Genomic DNA, 16,721 nt, shown 5'->3' with positions numbered 1-16,721 from the left:
TCAACCGCGGGCGGCGGCAAGCCTCGTAGTCGAATTCAATGCAGCCCGGGCGGCGGCGGCCACGTTCTCGGGGGTGAAGCCGTACTCGGCGAACAGGGTCTTCGCGTCGGCCGAGGCGCCGAAGTGCTCCAGGGAGACGATGCGTCCGGCGTCGCCCACGAACCGGTACCAGGTCAGCCCGATCCCGGCCTCGACGGCGACCCGCGCCTTCACGGCGGGCGGCAGCACGCTCTCGCGGTACTCGCGCGGCTGCTCCTCGAACCACTCCACGGACGGCATCGACACCACCCGGGTGCCGATCCCCTCGGCCTCCAGCCGCTCCCGCGCGGCGACGGCGAGCTGAACCTCGGAGCCGGTCGCGATGAGAACGACCTCGGGCGTCCCGGTGGACGAGTCCCGAAGGACGTAACCGCCCTTCGCCGCATCCGGGTTGGGCGCGTACGTCGGCACACCCTGGCGGGTGAGCGCGAGGCCGTGCGGGGCGGGGTCGGTGGAGTGCCGCTTGAGGATCTCGGCCCAGACGATAGCCGTCTCGTTGGCGTCGGCGGGGCGGACGATGTTCAGTCCCGGGATGGCGCGCAGGGCGGCCAGATGCTCGACCGGCTGGTGGGTCGGGCCGTCCTCGCCGAGGCCCACGGAGTCGTGCGTCCAGACGTACGTCACCGGCAGCTGCATCAGCGCGGACATGCGCACGGCGTTGCGCATGTAGTCGGAGAACACCAGGAAGGTGCCGCCGTAGACACGGGTGTTGCCGTGCAGCGCGATGCCGTTCATCTCCGCGGCCATCGAGAACTCGCGGATGCCGAAGTGGACGGTGCGGCCGTACGGGTCGGCCTCCGGCAGCGGGTTGCCCTTCGGCAGGAACGAACTCGTCTTGTCGATGGTGGTGTTGTTGGAGCCGGCCAGGTCGGCCGAGCCGCCCCACAGCTCGGGGACGACCGGGCCGAGTGCCTGGAGCACCTTGCCGGAGGCGGCGCGGGTGGCGACCGACTTGCCCTCCTCGAACACCGGGATCGAGGACTCCCAGCCCTCGGGCAGCTGACCGGCGACGATCCGGTCGAACAGCTGGGCGCGCTCGGGGTTGGCGGCGCGCCAGATGCCGAGCTGCTTGTCCCAGGCGGCGTGCGCCTCGGCGCCCCGGTCCAGGGCACGGCGGCTGTGCGCGAGGACCTCGTCGGCGACCTCGAAGGACCGCTCCGGGTCGAAGCCGAGGATGCGCTTGGTGGCGGCGATCTCCTCGGCGCCGAGGGCGGAGCCGTGGGAGGCCTCGGTGTTCTGCGCGTTGGGGGCGGGCCAGGCGATGATCGTGCGCATCGCGATGATGGAGGGCCGCTCGGTCTCGGCCTGCGCCGCCCGCAGCGCCCCGTACAGCTCGGCGACGTCGATGTCGCCGCCCAGCGCGGGCTCGATCCGCTGCACGTGCCAGCCGTACGCCTCGTACCGCTTCAGCACGTCCTCGGAGAACGCCGTCGCCGTGTCGCCCTCGATGGAGATGTGGTTGTCGTCGTACAGGAAGACCAGGTTGCCGAGCTTCTGGTGGCCGGCCAGCGAGGAGGCCTCGGCGGAGACGCCCTCCTCCAGGTCGCCGTCGGAGACGATCGCCCAGATGGTGTGGTCGAACGGGGACTCGCCCTCCGGCGCCTCCGGGTCGAACAGACCGCGCTCGTAGCGGGCGGCCATCGCCATGCCGACGGCGTTGGCGACGCCCTGCCCGAGCGGGCCGGTGGTGGTCTCCACGCCCGCGGTGTGCCCGTACTCGGGGTGACCCGGCGTCTTCGAACCGTGCGTCCGGAAGGCCTTGAGGTCGTCGAGCTCCAGCTCGTACCCGGCGAGGAACAGTTGGGTGTAGAGGGTCAGCGAGGTGTGGCCGGGGGAGAGAACGAAACGATCCCGTCCGGTCCACTCGGGATCGGCGGGATCGTGACGCATCACCTTCTGAAAGATCGTGTACGCGGCCGGGGCGAGGCTCATCGCGGTGCCCGGGTGCCCGTTGCCGACCTTCTGCACGGCATCGGCCGCGAGAAGGCGGGCCGTGTCGACGGCACGCCGGTCGAGTTCGGTCCATTCGAAGCTGTCCGGTGTCTGCGTGCTCATCTTCAAAAAGTCCTCGATCGGAGCGAAGTGGCTGGTCCAACGCGTTCAAAAGTAAAAGTCTGACTTTTACGAGGGAAGGTCCACGTGTGTCAGGCTGTGGTGAAAGTGGGACACGGCGAGGAGCGCGGCGCACGGCTGAGCGCGGGCCACGCACGACTGAGACGGCGCGAGACGGACATGGTGGACACAAGGGTCGAAGCCGGCGACGGAGGGATCAGGACCTTCCCCTTTCCCGTCGAGCTGAGCGTCGGCGGCGTCGGCATGCAGATCGGCCCGATGGGCGGCACCGGTCACACCTGGCACGCCGACGAGGCGCCGCTCGAACGCGTGCACCGCATCGACTTCCACGTCGTGATGCTCTTCGGTGCGGGCCCCGTACGCCACATGATCGACTTCACGGAGTACGAGGCGGGCGTCGGCGACCTGCTGTGGATCCGCCCCGGCCAGGTCCATCGCTTCTCACGGACGAGCGAGTACCGGGGGATCGTCCTGGCCATGCAGCCGGGTTTCCTGCCGCGCGCCACGGTCGAGGCCACCGGCCTCTACCGCTACGACCTCCCACCCCTGCTCCGCCCCGACGAGGCCCAGCTCAGCGCTCTGCGGTCGTCGCTGGCCCAACTCCGAAGCGAGTACGAGGACACGACGACCCTCCCCCTGAGCCTGCACACCGCCGTCCTGCGCCACTCGCTGACGGCGTTCCTGCTGCGCCTGGCTCATCTCGCCGCGAGCTCGGCGGAGGCCGCGCGCCGGCAGGGCGACACGACGTTCACCCTGTTCCGGGACGCGGTGGAGCAGGGCTTCGCCACCAACCACAGCGTCAGCGCCTATGCCGACCAACTCGGCTACTCGCGCCGCACCCTCGTCCGCGCGGTCCGCGCCGCCACCGGCGAGACCCCCAAGGGGTTCATCGACAAGCGGGTGGTCCTGGAGGCGAAGCGGCTGCTCGCCCACACGGACCTGCCGATCGGGCGGGTGGGAGCGGCGATCGGGTTCCCGGACGCCGCGAACTTCTCCAAGTTCTTTCACCAGCACACCGAGACGACACCGGCGGCGTTCCGTGCGGAGCTTCGCTGACGCCCGAGGCCGCCGGGATCCGGCCGCCCTCACGCGGCGCCGACAGCCCCGTCCCATAATCTCGTGCCTGGAGGCGGCGGACGTCGTCCGCGGTGAGGAGGCGATGGTGCTCGGAAGTGGCACGCGATTGCTCGCGGGCGCCGTGATCGTGGCCTGCGTGGTGCTGGTCGGCCCCAGTACACCGGGGGGTCCCCTCTTCGGCCGGTCACGGTCCGTCGAAGCCGTCAAGGACGTCGTACCGAACCGGGTCATGACGTGGAACATCTGCAACCCCTGCGAGACGAGCAACGTCGACCGGGCGGCGGAGATCGCCCGGTACGCGCCCCAGGTCATCGGCCTGCAGGAAGCGTGCGTGCGGGACGTCGAGAGGATCCGGGACCATCTGGAGAACCTGCACGGGCTCGTCTACCACGTCGAGTACGGGACGGTTCTGCGGAATTGGGGCCGCTGCGGGGGAGTGCCGTGGAATCCCGGGGCCTACGGCCAGGCCATCCTCTCGGCGGCACCGATGACCGGCCATGTGGCCGCGGAATACCCCGACGGCGGATCCGAGGACCGCGGGTACATGGCGGTCACCACCAAGGTGGGCGGACAGTCCGTCCGCGTCTTCAACACGCACCTCGCCCATCGACGTCAAGAGGCGGTCCGAGCACGGCAGGTCGGCGTACTCGCCAAGGAAGTCGCCCGGCAGGACCGCGCGATCGTCCTCGGCGACTTCAACGCCGTGCCCGACGCCCCCGAACTCGACGGGATGTGGGCACTGGCCACGGACGCGGACCCCCAGTGCCGTTCCTCGCAGACCGGCACCTGCGAGACGACCACCGACTGGCAGACCAAGTTCGACTACGTGTTCCTGCGCGGCATCGCCCCGCTTGAGCACGCCGTGCATCAGACCGAGGCCTCGGACCACGACCTGTTCCGTGCCGACCTGGACCTGGCCTAAGGCGCCGCTTCGGTCCGGGGCGTCACCGAACCCCGCGTCTCGTACATGCGCACCGCCACCACCAGGCCCGAAGCGGCCGTCAGTGCCGCGACCGTCCAGATCGCCGGGGTCAGCCCGTACGTGTCGGCCAGGACTCCCGAGAGCAGCGCCCCGACCGCGAAGCCCCCGTCGCGCCACAGGCGGTACACGCCGACCGCGCGGGCCCGCCAGGCCGGATGGGCGACATCGCCGATGACTGCGAGCAGCGTCGGATAGACCAGCGCCGTTCCGATACCGAGAAGGATCTGAGCGACGGCCCACACCGTGAACGTGGTCCCCTCGGCGACCAGGCCGATCGCGGCCGCCTGGAGCAGCATGCCCGCCGTGATCAGCGGTTTCCGGCCGATGTGGTCCGACCACCAGCCGGTGACCAACTGGCCCGCACCCCACACCGCCGGATACAGCGCCGCCAGCACGCCGATCTCCGCCACCGACAAACCATGCGCGGCGAACAGCAGCGGGAAGACGCCCCAGGCGAGCGCGTCGTTGAGGTTGTTGACCAGGCCCGCCTGGCTGGCGGCCGAGAGCGCCTTGTCGGTCAGACTGGTGCGGCGGGCGATCCGGGCCGTCGTCAACTCCCGTTCCTCCGGCGCCTGTACGGGATGCAGCGCGGCCTCCGCGCGGGCGTGCCCGCGGGTCTCGCGGACGGCGAACACGGACAGGCCCAGGCCTACGACGAGATACGCGGCGCCCAGCAGGAACGGCTCGGGGCGCAGCCCGGCGTGCTCGGCGATCGCGCCCGTGGCCATCGCCGTGGCCGCCACCGCGCCGTATCCGGCGGCCTCGTTGAGGCCCATCGCCAGGCCCCGCCGCTCCGGGCCGGCCAGGTCGATCTTCATGATGACCGTGGTGGACCAGGTCAGGCCCTGGTTGACACCCAGCAGGACGTTCGCGGCGACGATCCATCCCCAGGACGGACCCCACGCCAGCATCGCCGGCACGGGCAGCGCGACCAGCCACCCGGCGATCAGCACCGGTCTGCGGCCGTACCGGTCGCAGAGGGTGCCCGCGAAGAAGTTGGTCACCGCCTTCGTCGCGCCGAACGCCAGGATGTAGGTGAGGGCGGCCGTGTAGGCGGACAGCCGGAAGACCTGGTCGGCGAGCAGCGGCAGCACCGTGCGCTCCTGGCCGAGCATGCCGCCGACCAGCGCGTTGACGAGGACGAGCAGAGCGAACTGGGCCAGGTTGGCGCGCAGCCCGAGCCGTACGGCCCGGGCGTCGGCGTGCGGGGTCACGCACCCTCCTGGAGGCGGTGGCCGGTGACCCGGGCCCAGTCGTCGGGGCCGCCCTTGAGGACGGCGACGTCATGGTGGCCGGTGCGCTGCAGGAGGCTGGCGGCGGTCATCGCCCGCTCCCCGTGGGCGCAGTGCACCAGGGCGCTCGACGGCGCCTCGTCCGTACGGCCTTCCAGATCGCCCAGCTCGATGCCGACGGCGCCGGGAATGTGCCCGGAGTCCCACTCGGACCGCTGGCGCACGTCGAGCACGCGGCGGTCGCCGACGCGGTCGGCCGCCACGAGGTCGACGGTCTCCTGGGCGCCGCCGTCGGCCGTCCAGGCGTCCATGGTCAGGTGCCCGCACAGCCGCTCGTACCCGATCTTCAGGGCCTGCCAGGTGAGTTCGGCGAGATCCTGGCCGGGCGCCGTGACGAAGACGAGCGGGCTGTCGCCGGGCAGCAGCCAGCCCAGCCAGGTGGCGAACTGGTCCCGCAGATGGACCGAGAGGGCGCCGGGTATGTGACCGGCGGCGAAGTCCCGGACGCGTCGGACATCGACGATCTGCGCACCCTCGCCGAGCAGCCGACGCACTTCGGCGGGCGGCAGCGCGGGTAGCGCGGGCGTCGCGCCGAGGACCGCAGGACCCAGCCGGTTGACCTCGGCCAGCCGGTCGAAGTACGCGGGGTAGGACCCGAGGCTGCCGAGCAGTTCCCGTACGAAGCTGTCCTCGTCCGGCGCGGCGAGCAGGGCGTTGGCCCGCTTCTGGGCGCCGATGGTCGTGGTGCGCTCGGCGCCCGGCGGGGCGGAGCAGAAGGAACCGGCGCCGTGCGTGGGCCAGACGGCCGTCCCGTCCGGGAGCTCGGCCAGCCGCCGCAGGGAGCGGTACTGGGCGCGGGCGAGCTCCTGCGCGCGGGCGGCGCCCAGCAGATCGGTGCGGGCGGCCGAGCCGACGATCAGCGAACCGCCGGTGAAGACCCCCAACTCCCGTGCGCCGTCCAGGAGCAGGAACGACAGGTGCTCGTCCGTGTGACCGGGGGTGGCCAGCGCGCGCAGGGTCAGGCCGCCCAGGTCCACCTCGTCGCCGTCCGACAGGGCCCGGTGCTCGAAGGCGCGCCGCCCGGCGGCGGAGGCCAGCACCGTCGCCCCGTCGTCGGCGGCGAGCTGGAGCGCGCCGGTGAGGAAGTCGGCGTGCAGATGCGTGTCGGCGGCGAAGGCGACGGTCAGCCCCCGCCGCCCGGCCTCGGCGCGCAGGGCCCGCAGATCACGGCTCGCGTCCACCGCCAGGGCGCGGCCGTCGCCCAGGTCGACGAGATAGGCGCTGTTGCCGAGGCCGGTGTCGACCAGCGGAATCAGATGATCGTCGGCGAAGCCCATGGGGTCCTCCACTGCCACGGTACGAGCCGGGTGGCCCATCCGCCCACCCTTCACTTACAATATTCCATGGAATTATGGAGGATGCCATGGGAGACGCAACGCGCAAAGCCGCCCTGTACGACGCCTTCGCCCGCACCGGCAAGGCGCTGAGCAGCGGAAAACGCCTGGAACTGCTCGATCTGCTGGCCCAGGGCGAGCGCACCGTCGACGCCCTCGCCAAGGCCGCCGGCCTGAACCTGACCACCGCCTCGGCGCACCTCCAGACCCTCAGACAGGCCGGCCTGGTCGCCACCCGCCGCGACGGCGTCCGCATCCACTACCGCCTGGCCGGCGACGACGTCGCCGCCCTCTACGCCCTGCTCCGCCAGGTCGCCCGGACCCACCAGCCCGCCGTCGAACCCGCCCGCACCGCCTACCTCGGCACCGACGACACGACAGCGGTCGACCGCGAGGAACTCCTCTCCCGTGCGGCGGCCGGCGAGATCGTCGTCCTGGACGTACGCCCCGCCGAGGAGTACGCCGCCGGACACATCCCGGGCGCCCTTTCCCTCCCCGTCGACCAACTCGCCGACCGCATCGCCGAGTTGCCGCACGACACCGAGGTGGTCGCCTACTGTCGCGGCGCCTACTGCGTCCTGGCCCACGACGCCGTACGCCTCCTGCGGGACCGCGGCCGCCGCGCCGTACGCCTCACCGACGGGATGCTGGAGTGGCGACTGGCCGACCTGCCGGTCGAGACAGCGGCGTGAACCGACGGGCTCCCTTGACAGGGGGATCCCATGTGTCTACGAAACCTGCATGACCACCCACAAAGAACAGAAAGAAGACAAAGAAGAGGTCGCACCGGTGCACCTGCCGGACCCGGACATCACAGCGGCCCACGCCTCCGTCACCCTCCTGGAGCGCCTCGCCGAAAGGCTCGGCAGCAGCGCCACGGTCACCGCCGTCTACGGCGAACCCGTCACCACCGACGGCGTCACCGTCATACCCGTGGCCAAGGTCGCCTTCGGCCTCGGCGGGGGAGCCGGACGCGCGGCCGACGGCGGCGGGGGCGGCAAGGCCGGCGACGGCGGAGGCGGCGGGGGAGGCGTCGAGGCCAAGCCCCTCGGCTACATCGAGATCCGCAACGGCACCTCCACCTACCGCCCCATCCGGGACACCTGGGGCGACATAGTCCTCCCCCTGACAGCCCTCCTCCTCGGCACCGCCCTCCCAAAGGCGATCCGGACACTCCGACGCCGCAGCTGAACACACAGGCGCCGGGGCCCGCGCCCCTTGAGGGGCGCGGGGCTGTATCAATGTGCGGCTCCGCCGCGTGGGCGCGACCAGCCACAACGAACCCGCAGACGAGCGACGGCCCATCACGGCTCCCCAGCAACGCGCCTAGCGGCCGAAGTTGAACCAGTTCACGTTCACGAAGTCCGCAGGCTGACCGCTGCTGAAGGTCAGATACACGTCATGCGTGCCGGTCACCCCGCTGATGTTCGCCGGGATCGTCCGCCACGACTGCCAGCCCCCGGTGTTGGCCACCGCGAAGCTGCCGACGGGCGCGTTGCTACGGCTGTCCAGGCGCACCTCCACCAGACCGCTGACGCCGCCGGCCGCACCGCTCGCAACCCGGGCGGCGAACTGAGTGGCCGCCGAGGAACCGAAGTCGACACCCCGGTACAGCGCCCAGTCACCGTTTGCGACGGCACCGATGTTCTGTCCGCCGCCCGAGTCCGCGGTGGACTCGGTGCTCACGCCGCCCTGGCTGTCGAACGACTCGGCCTGGATGGCGCTGTAGGCGTCACGGTTGCCCGTCGGCGGGGGCGTGGTACCGCTCCCACTGGACAGCACCTGGACGTAGTCCACGACCATGGGGTGACCGGGCTGCGTGTCGCCGTCCAGGCCGCCGCCAAGCGCGTCCGGGAAGGCGCCGCCCATCGCCACGTTCAGGATGATGAAGAAGCCGTGGTTGGTGGCGTTGGACCAGGTCGCCGCGTCCATCTGGCCCGCGTTGACCGAGTGGAACTGGGTGCCGTCGACGTAGAAGCGGATCGTCTCGGGGCTCACCGAGCGGTCCCACTCCATCGTGTAGGTGTGGAAGCCCGACTGGCACGTCGAGCCGGGGCAGGCGGTGTAGCTGCCGAGGCCCGTGGTCTCGTTGCACGGGCCGCCCGGGTTGGTGCCGCAGTGCATCGTGGCCCACACCCGGTTCATGCCCTGGACGTTCTCCATGATGTCCAGCTCGCCGACGCTCGGCCAGTTCTGGTAGTTGCCGCGGTAGGGCGCGCCCAGCGTCCAGAACGCCGGCCAATAGCCCTCGGCGGCGGTGCCGGTGACGTTCGGCATCTGGATGCGGCCCTCGATGCGCAGCTTGCCGCCCGCCGGGGGCTGGAAGTCGGTGCGCACGGTCTCGATACGGCCCGAGGTCCATCTGCCGGCGGAGTCGCGCAGCGGGGTGATGCGCAGGTTGCCGTTGCCGTCGAGCGAGACGTTGCCGGTGCTGTTCGTCATCGTCTCGACCTCGCCGGTGCCCCAGTTGGCGGGGCCGCCCGGATACGAGGTGCCGATGTCGTACTGCCAGTTGGAGGTGTTGACGCCGGTGTTCGCGGCGCCGTTGAAGTCGTCCAGGAAGACCTGCGTCCAGCCCGACGGGGGTGGCGGCGCGGCGGCGTTCGCGGAGGGGACGGCCGCGGTGGCGGCCGCTGCCATCAGGCCGAGCGTGCCGAGTACGGCGAGCACCACGCGCCGGGGGGAGCGGCGTCTGCGGTGTATGCCGGAGGGGTCACTCATGGGGTGCTGCCTCTCGGTGTACGGAGCGGGAGTGGGTGCACGTGCGTCTGAGAGCGCTCTCAAAGTGTCGCCAATGTGCTCTCCGTCGTTCCGGTCGTCAAGAGGTGAAGCAGAGAAATCCCTTGCGTCACGAGGAAGTTCACTCTATGAAGGCGTGAGCGCGAGAGAAGGGGCCCCGATCGCATGGAACTCGTCTTCACCGGCCCGGTGATCGAATGGCGCGGCCCGGCGCCGTACTACTTCGTCCGGGTGCCGGACGAGGAGTCCGCCGACATCCGGGAGGTGGCCGCGATGGCCACCTACGGCTGGGGTGTGATCCCGGTCGAGGTCAGGATCGGTGAGGTCGCCTTCGAGACGTCGCTCTTTCCCAAGGACGGCGGCTATCTGCTGCCGCTGAAGAAGGCGGTGCGGGGGCGGCTGGGGTCGGGCGACGACGTGGCCGTGGAGATGACCGTGAGCCTCTAGGCACCGGCACCGGTCACGTACCGGTGCCGGTGTCCGGGAGGCGTCAGGCCTTCGTCGTCACGGGTGGTGCGGGTATCGGAGTCTCCTCCCGCAACCCGAACCGGTCGTGCACCCGGCGCAGCGGTTTCGGTGCCCACCAGGCGCGGCGGCCGAGCAGGGCCATCGTCGCCGGGACCAGCAGCATCCGTACGACCGTCGCGTCGATCAGCACGGCCAGTGTGAGCCCCAGGCCGATCTGGAGGATCGGTGCGAAGCCGCCCGTCATGAAGGCGCCGAAGACCACCGCGAGAAGCAGCGCAGCGCAGGTGACGACGCGGCCGGAGCGGCGCAGGCCGGTGACCACGGCTTCCTGGTCGTCCCCGGTGAGCTGCCGGGCCTCGCGCATCCGGGCCAGGATGAACAGTTCGTAGTCCATGGCCAGTCCGAAGGCGATCGCCACGATCAGCGGCGGCGCGGTCAGGCTCAGCGCGTCGAGTCCCTCCCCGCCCAGCAGTCCGGCCAGGTGGCCGTCCTGGAAGACCCACACCACCACACCTAGCGCGGCGCCCAGGCTGAGCAGGGTGGTGAGGATGGTGCGCAGCGGGATCAGCAGCGAGCCGGTGAAGGCGAACAGCAGGGCGAAGATGCCGGCCAGGACGGTGACCGCGGCCCAGGGCGCCCGCTCGGCGAGCATCTGCCGGAAGTCGACCAGACGGGCGGCCGGTCCGGTGACCTCGACGGGCTCATCGGCGCGGACATCCCGTATCCGCTCGACCAGGTCGGTGGCCTCCTTGCCGTCCACACTGCCCGGCGGCCGGATGCTGACGACGGTTGTGCCGCCCGGCAGTTCGCGGGACTCGGCCGTCGGGGACAGGGCCCCGATCCGGTCGGCGGTCGCGGCGTCCGTGCCGGGCCCGAGGACCACGGTGATGGGGGAGACACCGGTCCCGGGCGGGAAGTGGGCGTCCACGGTGTCGTACAACTGCCGTGCCTCGGTGCTCGACGGCAGTTGCTCGGCGTCGCCGAGGTTGATCGTCATGCCGGTGACGGGCAGCGCCAGGACCAGCAGGACGGGGACGACGGCGGCCACCACGGCGACCCGGCGGCGGGCCGAGAAGCGGGCCAGGCGGGCGAAGACGCGGCCCTCCTCGGCCTCCGGCCGATTCTTCGCCGGGGCGATCCTGCCTCCGAACCTCGCCAGCAGCGCGGGCAGCAGCGTCAGCGCGGCCAGCATGTCGACGACCACCACGGCGGCCACCGCCAGGCCCATGCTGCGCAGGAACACGCTCGGGAACACGAGCAGTCCGGTCAGACTGACCGCGACCGTCAGCCCGGAGAAGAGCACGGTACGGCCGGCCGCCGCGACCGTGCGCTGCACGGCCACCGCCACGTCCTCGGTGTTCCGCCGCTCCTCGCGGAAGCGGACCACCATCAACAGGGCGTAGTCCACGGCGAGCCCGAGCCCCAGCATCGTGGTCACCTGGATCGCGTACACCGAGATGTCGGTGACCCCGCTGAACAGGAACAGTGCGAGGAAGGCCCCCGCGATGCCGCTGATCGCGATCACCAGCGGCAGCGTCGCCGCGCGCAGCCCGCCGAACACCACCAGCAGCAGGGCGAGCACGACCGGCAGTGAGATCAACTCCGCGTTCCGTACGTCCTCCTGTGCCCGCTCGGCGATCTGGGTGCCGAGCAACGGGCCGCCGCTGACGTGTACTTCGGGCGCGTCGATCTGCCGGATCCGGTCGGCCGCCGCGTCCACGGCCGTCTCCTCGGCCTCGTCGTCCAGGCCGCCTTCGAGGGTGACCGGGATGATCAGGGCCCGCCCGTCCTCGGCGGTCAGGCCACGGGTGGCGTACGGGTCGGGCACGGCGGCCACTCCGGCGACGGCCCGCACGTCGGCGACGGCCCGCTCGACCTGGGCCCGCAGGGCGGGGTCGGAGACGGCGGCGCCCTCGACCACGCCGGTGATCGACTCGCCGGTCGGGTCGGTGCGGTCGAGGTACTGCGCGGCGGCCTCGGACTCGGTGCCCGGGATGTCGGCCACGTTGTCCGAGAGGCGGCTGAAGACGCCCGTCCCGAGACCGAAGCCGAGCAGCAGGAAGAGCACCCAGAGGGCGATGACGGTGAGCGGGCGGCGGGTCGCCGCCCGGGCGAGCGTGGAGAGCACGGTCCCTCCCGGCAGGACGGTGGATTGCCATCGCCCCCAGACTCATGCCGCGGGGGTGGTCACCGGATCGCCGGTGGGAGCGGTTTGCGGCCTCCGTCGCTCGGGGGAGAGGTGGCTCGATCTCCCTCGCTGGGCCCTGTCGTCAAATTCCCGTCGTCCGCCCGGGGGGCGGGCCCGGCGGCGATGGGGGTCCCCCCGTGCGAGGTTCGGCAACGCGGCTGGGGTCCCCCCTCTGGGGGAGTGCGTGCCAGGCGTCGCCGGGCAGACGGGATTTGACGACAGGGCCTTAGGGGGATCCGGGAGTCACGAGCCCGCTCTCGTAGGCGCAGATCACCGCCTGCACCCGGTCCCTCAGAGCGAGCTTGCTCAGCACGTTGCTGACATGGGTCTTCACCGTGTGCTCGCTGACGAACAGGGTCGTGGCGATCTCCGCGTTGGACAGCCCGCGCGCCAGCAGCCGCAGCGTCTCCACCTCGCGTGCCGTCAGCACGTCCAGCCGCTGCGGGGTGACCTCGGCCGCGGCCTCCTGACGGCGGCGCCGCACGAGGTCCGCGACCAGTCGCCGAGTCACCGTCGGCGCGAGCAGGGAGTCCCCGGCCGCGACGACCCGTACGGCGTGCACCAGGTCGTCGCGCCGCACGTCCTTCAGCAGGAAACCGCTGGCTCCGGCGCACAGCGCCTCGTACACGTACTCGTCCAGGTCGAACGTGGTCAGCATGACCACCTTGCAGCTCGACTGCCCGCACACCCGCCGTGCCGCGTCCAGGCCGTCCATGACCGGCATCCGGATGTCGAGGAGCAGCACGTCGGGCGTGTGCCGCTGCACCGCCGCGACCGCCTCGGCCCCGTCCCCGGCCTCGGCGACCACCTCGATGTCCGGCTGCGCCTCCAGGATCATGCTGAACCCGGCCCGCACCAGTTCCTGGTCGTCGGCGACGACCACCCGGATGCTCATCCCAGGGCCGCCTCCCGGTCGACGGCCGCGGGCAGCCGTACGACCACCCGGAAGCCGCCCTCCGGTCCGCGCCCTGCCTGCGCGCTGCCCCCGCACGCGGCGGCCCGCTCCCGGATGCCGATCAGCCCGTGCCCGCCCTGGCCGGTCACCGGCCCCCGTCCGTCATCGGTCACCGTCACTGTCAACTCGCCTTCCGTCCAGTCGAGTTCGACGGTAGCGGAGGTGGCGTGCGCGTGCTTGACGGTGTTGGTGAGGGACTCCTGGACCACACGGAAGACGGCGACCTCGGTGTCCGGGGGCAGCGGGCGGGGTGTGCCGGAAGTGTGCAGCTCCACGTGCAGACCGGTGGACTCGCCGACCTGGCGGACCAGGCCGGGCAGCTCGGCCACGCCCGGCTGCGGCAACCGCCGGGAACCGTCGCCCGCCTGCGGCTCCTTGAGCACGCCGAGGATCCGGCGCAGCTGCGCCATCGCGTCCCGCCCGGCCGCCGCGATCGCGTCGAAGGAGGCCTCCGCGCGCGCCGGGTCGCTGCGCACCACCACCGGACCGGCCTCGGCCTGCACCACCATCAGGCTCACCGCGTGCGCGAGGATGTCGTGCATGTCCCGGGCGATCCGGGAGCGCTCCTGCGCGATGGCCCGCGCGGTGTCGGCGGCCCGCTCCCGTTCCAGGCGCCGGGCCCGGTCCTCCAGTTCGGCGGTGTAGGCCCGCTGCACCCGGGCGAGCACGCCGAAGCCGTACGCGCAGACCACGCTGAGCAGCTGGAAGGCGTACTCGAAGGGCTGCGGGTCCTCCTTGTGCATCATCGTGAGGGAGACCCCGGCCAGCCAGCCGGCCAGCATCGCGCGCCGCTGCCAGGGCTTGCCGAGGGTGGCGATCGTGTACAGGGCGACCATGCCGCCGTACATCACGTCGGGTGGCGGCGCGTGGTAGACCGCCTGGGCCGGGGTGGCCACCGACACCGCGCACGCGGTCACGAAGGGGGCCTTGCGCCGCCACAGCAGCGGCAGTGCCGTCGCGGCGCCGATCAGCCAGCCCTGCCAGGTCAGGCGGTCGTCGCCCTCGTCGGGGAAGATCCACTGGAGCGAGACGGCGAACAGCACCAGCGCGGCGAGCGCCGAGTCGACGACGTACGGGTTGGTCGTGCGCAGGCGCTCGGCTACGGGGGAGATCCAGGAACGAGCGGACACGGGCGGCTCCTCGGGGCAAGGGCCCTTTCAGTATCGCGAGCCACCTCACGCCCGTCCTCACCGACGAGAGGGATATCCGCGGCCCGCAGCAACGATCCCCTAGGTCCGCGTCTCCGGCTGCCACCCCAGCCCCCGCGAAATCCCCCGCGCCGCCAGCCTCACCGCCGGCACCAGCACCGGCACCTGCGCATCGGCCTGCGGCACGACCACGGATACGGCGGCGACGACCGCCCCGCCCGGCCCGCGCACCGGGGCGGCGACCGACAGTGCGTCGTCGGTGACCTGGCGGCTGCTCACCGCGACCCCGGTGCGGCGCACCTCGGCCAGCATGCGGCGCAGCCGGGCCGGGTCGGTGACTGTGTACGGCGTGAAGGAGGCGAGCGGTCTGGCGCAGTACTCCTCCTGGGCGTCGGGGGCGCTGTGTGCGAGCAGCGCGAGCCCGACCCCGGTGGCGTGCAGGGGCCAGCGCGCGCCGACGCGGATGTGCACGCCGACCGCCGAGCGTCCCGACAGCCACTCGATGTAGACGACCTCGGGCCCGTCCTGTACCGCCAACTGCACGTTTTCGTGCGTCGCTTCGTACAGGTCCTCCAGATACGGCAGCGCGACCTGCCGCAGGGCGAGCCCGCGCGGGGCCAGCGCCGCGAGCTCCCACAGCCGTAGCCCGACGTGGTAGAGGCCGGAGTCGTCCCGTTCCAGGGCGCCCCACTCCGTCAGGGCGGCCACCAGACGGTGCGCGGTGCTCAGGCTCAGCCCGGCGCGCCGGCCGATGTCCGTCAGGCTGAGCGACGGATGGGCGAGGTCGAAGGCCCCGAGCACGGACAGCAGCCGTTCGGGCGCGGAGCGGGTGGTCATGGCGTCCTCAGCCGAGCCCGTCCTCCGCGATCCGCAGCAGCAGCGTGTGCAGCGTCTGCCGCTCGGCCGCGTCGAGCGGGCCCAGCAGGTCGTTCGTCACGCGCAGGCCCGCCTCGTCGGTGTCGCGCAGAAAGGCACTGCCGTCCTCGGTCAGGACGACGATCCGGCTGCGGCGGTCGTCGGGGGAGGGGCGGCGCTCGGCGAAACCCTGCTTCTCCAGGTCGTCGACCAGGCCGACGATCGCGCTCGGGTCATAGCCGAGCCGGGCGCTGAGCTCGCGCTGCAGGGCGCCCTCGGAGCCGGCGAGGAAGCGCAGCACCGCGTAGTGGCGCAGCCGCAGCCCCGACTCCTGCAGGAAGGTGTTGAACAACTGACCCGAGCGCAGGCCGAGGCGGTACAGCAGATAGCCGGTGTCCGCGTGCAGGCCCCGCATCCACGGCTCGTCCGCGTCGATCGGGTTCGGGTTCTTCGTGTGCTGGCCGGTGATGGCGGACTCCCTGGTCTCGGTTCTCTGCGGGGTGGTGCGCTCCGGTGATTCCAGCATGACGCACCTTCGGGTCTCCAACAACTATTGACGTCGACAATTATTGCTCTTAACTTCGATCTCGAAGTCGCACCCAGTCCGACCCCCCATGTGATCCGCCCCCCCATGTGAAGGGACCCGCCCGTGCCCAGCATCGATCTCACCGGCAAGGCCGCCGTCGTCACCGGCAGCGGCCGGGGCCTCGGCCTCGCCTACGCGCACGCCCTGGCCGCCCACGGCGCCTCCGTGGTCGTCAACGACGTCGACGAGGCCGTGGCCGAGGCGGCCGTGAAGTCCATCGCCGAGGCGGGCGGCACGGCCGTCGCCGAGGTCGTCCCGGTCGGCACCACCGAGGCCGCGGACCGGCTGGTGAACCGCGCGGTCGAGGAGTTCGGGCGGCTCGACGTCCTGGTCACCAACGCCGGCATCCTGCGCGACAAGGTGCTGTGGAAGATGACCGACGACGACTTCGACGCGGTGATCGCCACCCACCTCAAGGGCACCTTCACCTGCGCCCGCGCCGCCGCCGTCCGGATGCGCGAGCAGGGCGAGGGCGGCACCCTGATCCTGGTCGGCTCGCCGGCCGGGCAGCGCGGCAACTTCGGGCAGACGAACTACTCCGCCGCCAAGGCAGGCATCGCCGCCTTCGCCCGCACCTGGTCGATGGAGCTCGGCCGCGCGAACATCACCGTCAACGCGATCGTGCCGGTCGCCGCGACCGCCATGACCGAGACCATCCCCGCCTTCGCCCCGCACATCGAGGCCATGAAGAACGGCGAGCCGCTGCCCGACTTCCTGCGCAAGGGAGAGGGCTTCGGCACCCCCGAGGACTGCGCGGCCCTCGTGCCGTTCCTCGCCTCCGAGGCGGCCCGGGGCATCACCGGTCAGGCCATCGGCATCGGCGGCGACAAGGTGGCACTCTGGTCGCATCCGCAGGAGATCGCGGCGGCGTTCGCGGACGGCGGCTGGAGCCCCGAGGCGCTGGCGGACGTCTGGCCCACCTCGGTCGGCGCCGAACTCCAGTCGGTAGGCGTTCCGGCGCCCAAGTTCCCGGAGGCGTGATGGC

15 protein-coding genes are annotated in these 16,721 nt (G+C 71.8%); 6 read left to right on the top strand and 9 right to left on the bottom strand.

Annotated features, from left to right (window positions below):
* Positions 1-2,094, bottom strand: a complete 2,094-nt coding sequence (gene tkt, locus POF73_RS30805) for a transketolase (protein WP_272122044.1) — start codon at positions 2,092-2,094, stop codon at positions 1-3.
* A gap of 177 nt (positions 2,095-2,271) precedes the next feature.
* Here tkt and POF73_RS30800 point away from each other — a divergent pair, with 177 nt between their 5' ends.
* Together POF73_RS30800 and POF73_RS30795 are read left to right on the top strand one after the other, a co-directional pair.
* Positions 2,272-3,168 carry a helix-turn-helix domain-containing protein gene (locus POF73_RS30800; protein WP_272122042.1) on the top strand — a complete coding sequence of 299 codons (897 nt, stop codon included), beginning with the start codon at positions 2,272-2,274 and terminating at the stop codon, positions 3,166-3,168.
* Positions 3,169-3,271: 103 nt separating this feature from the next.
* Entirely contained in the window at positions 3,272-4,111 is an 840-nt protein-coding gene (locus POF73_RS30795) for an endonuclease/exonuclease/phosphatase family protein (RefSeq protein WP_272122040.1), read from the top strand.
* On the opposite strand, the gene POF73_RS30790 is transcribed toward POF73_RS30795, so the two are convergent.
* Both POF73_RS30790 and POF73_RS30785 read right to left on the bottom strand, forming a co-directional pair.
* Positions 4,108-5,385, bottom strand: coding sequence for an MFS transporter (locus POF73_RS30790; RefSeq protein WP_272122038.1), 1,278 nt, complete (start codon positions 5,383-5,385; stop codon positions 4,108-4,110). The two genes, POF73_RS30795 and POF73_RS30790, sit on opposite strands and share 4 nt — an antisense overlap.
* Complete coding sequence (locus POF73_RS30785) at positions 5,382-6,740, bottom strand: MBL fold metallo-hydrolase (RefSeq protein WP_272122036.1); 1,359 nt, start codon at positions 6,738-6,740, stop codon at positions 5,382-5,384. Before POF73_RS30785 ends, POF73_RS30790 begins: the two co-directional genes overlap by 4 nt.
* 86 nt (positions 6,741-6,826) lie before the next feature.
* Between POF73_RS30785 and POF73_RS30780 the strand changes: the two genes are divergently transcribed.
* Entirely contained in the window at positions 6,827-7,489 is a 663-nt protein-coding gene (locus tag POF73_RS30780; protein WP_272122033.1) for an ArsR/SmtB family transcription factor, read from the top strand.
* A gap of 49 nt (positions 7,490-7,538) precedes the next feature.
* Complete coding sequence (locus POF73_RS30775) at positions 7,539-7,988, top strand: spore germination protein GerW family protein (protein WP_272122031.1); 450 nt, start codon at positions 7,539-7,541, stop codon at positions 7,986-7,988.
* Between the two features lie 135 nt (positions 7,989-8,123).
* On the opposite strand, the gene POF73_RS30770 is transcribed toward POF73_RS30775, so the two are convergent.
* Positions 8,124-9,518: a glycoside hydrolase family 16 protein gene (locus tag POF73_RS30770; protein ID WP_272122029.1), complete on the bottom strand. Its 1,395-nt coding sequence runs from the start codon at positions 9,516-9,518 to the stop codon at positions 8,124-8,126.
* Positions 9,519-9,701: 183 nt separating this feature from the next.
* Between POF73_RS30770 and POF73_RS30765 the strand changes: the two genes are divergently transcribed.
* Positions 9,702-9,983 carry a DUF1905 domain-containing protein gene (locus tag POF73_RS30765; protein ID WP_272122027.1) on the top strand — a complete coding sequence of 94 codons (282 nt, stop codon included), beginning with the start codon at positions 9,702-9,704 and terminating at the stop codon, positions 9,981-9,983.
* 43 nt (positions 9,984-10,026) lie between these two features.
* Here POF73_RS30765 and POF73_RS30760 read toward each other — a convergent pair whose 3' ends face one another.
* The 5 genes from POF73_RS30760 to POF73_RS30740 all read right to left on the bottom strand — a co-directional run bounded on the left by POF73_RS30760 (position 10,027) and on the right by POF73_RS30740 (position 15,676).
* Complete coding sequence (locus tag POF73_RS30760) at positions 10,027-12,132, bottom strand: MMPL family transporter (protein WP_272122025.1); 2,106 nt, start codon at positions 12,130-12,132, stop codon at positions 10,027-10,029.
* A gap of 286 nt (positions 12,133-12,418) precedes the next feature.
* Positions 12,419-13,087: a response regulator gene (locus tag POF73_RS30755; RefSeq protein ID WP_272122024.1), complete on the bottom strand. Its 669-nt coding sequence runs from the start codon at positions 13,085-13,087 to the stop codon at positions 12,419-12,421.
* Positions 13,084-14,277, bottom strand: coding sequence for a sensor histidine kinase (locus POF73_RS30750; protein WP_272122022.1), 1,194 nt, complete (start codon positions 14,275-14,277; stop codon positions 13,084-13,086). The genes POF73_RS30755 and POF73_RS30750 overlap by 4 nt, the downstream gene beginning before the upstream one ends.
* 99 nt (positions 14,278-14,376) lie before the next feature.
* Positions 14,377-15,132: an IclR family transcriptional regulator gene (locus POF73_RS30745; RefSeq protein ID WP_272122020.1), complete on the bottom strand. Its 756-nt coding sequence runs from the start codon at positions 15,130-15,132 to the stop codon at positions 14,377-14,379.
* Between the two features lie 7 nt (positions 15,133-15,139).
* The gene (locus POF73_RS30740) at positions 15,140-15,676 is read right to left on the bottom strand and encodes a MarR family winged helix-turn-helix transcriptional regulator (protein WP_272122018.1); all 537 of its coding nucleotides are present in this window, start codon (positions 15,674-15,676) and stop codon (positions 15,140-15,142) included.
* Between the two features lie 123 nt (positions 15,677-15,799).
* On the opposite strand from POF73_RS30740, the gene POF73_RS30735 reads away from it, so the two are divergent.
* The gene (locus POF73_RS30735; RefSeq protein ID WP_272122016.1) at positions 15,800-16,717 is read left to right on the top strand and encodes an SDR family NAD(P)-dependent oxidoreductase; all 918 of its coding nucleotides are present in this window, start codon (positions 15,800-15,802) and stop codon (positions 16,715-16,717) included.
* Positions 16,718-16,721 lie beyond the last annotated feature (4 nt).

It is taken from the genome of Streptomyces sp. HD (assembly GCF_028369295.1).
In the GTDB taxonomy this organism is placed as follows: Bacteria; Actinomycetota; Actinomycetes; order Streptomycetales; family Streptomycetaceae; genus Streptomyces.
This window is presented reverse-complemented; position numbering and strand designations above follow the sequence as displayed.

What these genes read in the sequence shown, in the direction of transcription:
- tkt (WP_272122044.1), bottom strand. Translation starts at nt 2,094, where the DNA reads ATGAGCACGCAGACACCGGACAGCTTCGAATGGACCGAACTCGACCGG.
- POF73_RS30800 (WP_272122042.1), top strand. Translation starts at nt 2,272, where the DNA reads ATGGTGGACACAAGGGTCGAAGCCGGCGACGGAGGGATCAGGACCTTC.
- POF73_RS30795 (WP_272122040.1), top strand. Translation starts at nt 3,272, where the DNA reads ATGGTGCTCGGAAGTGGCACGCGATTGCTCGCGGGCGCCGTGATCGTG.
- POF73_RS30785 (WP_272122036.1), bottom strand. Translation starts at nt 6,740, where the DNA reads ATGGGCTTCGCCGACGATCATCTGATTCCGCTGGTCGACACCGGCCTC.
- POF73_RS30780 (WP_272122033.1), top strand. Translation starts at nt 6,827, where the DNA reads ATGGGAGACGCAACGCGCAAAGCCGCCCTGTACGACGCCTTCGCCCGC.
- POF73_RS30775 (WP_272122031.1), top strand. Translation starts at nt 7,539, where the DNA reads ATGACCACCCACAAAGAACAGAAAGAAGACAAAGAAGAGGTCGCACCG.
- POF73_RS30770 (WP_272122029.1), bottom strand. Translation starts at nt 9,518, where the DNA reads ATGAGTGACCCCTCCGGCATACACCGCAGACGCCGCTCCCCCCGGCGC.
- POF73_RS30765 (WP_272122027.1), top strand. Translation starts at nt 9,702, where the DNA reads ATGGAACTCGTCTTCACCGGCCCGGTGATCGAATGGCGCGGCCCGGCG.
- POF73_RS30755 (WP_272122024.1), bottom strand. Translation starts at nt 13,087, where the DNA reads ATGAGCATCCGGGTGGTCGTCGCCGACGACCAGGAACTGGTGCGGGCC.
- POF73_RS30745 (WP_272122020.1), bottom strand. Translation starts at nt 15,132, where the DNA reads ATGACCACCCGCTCCGCGCCCGAACGGCTGCTGTCCGTGCTCGGGGCC.
- POF73_RS30740 (WP_272122018.1), bottom strand. Translation starts at nt 15,676, where the DNA reads ATGCTGGAATCACCGGAGCGCACCACCCCGCAGAGAACCGAGACCAGG.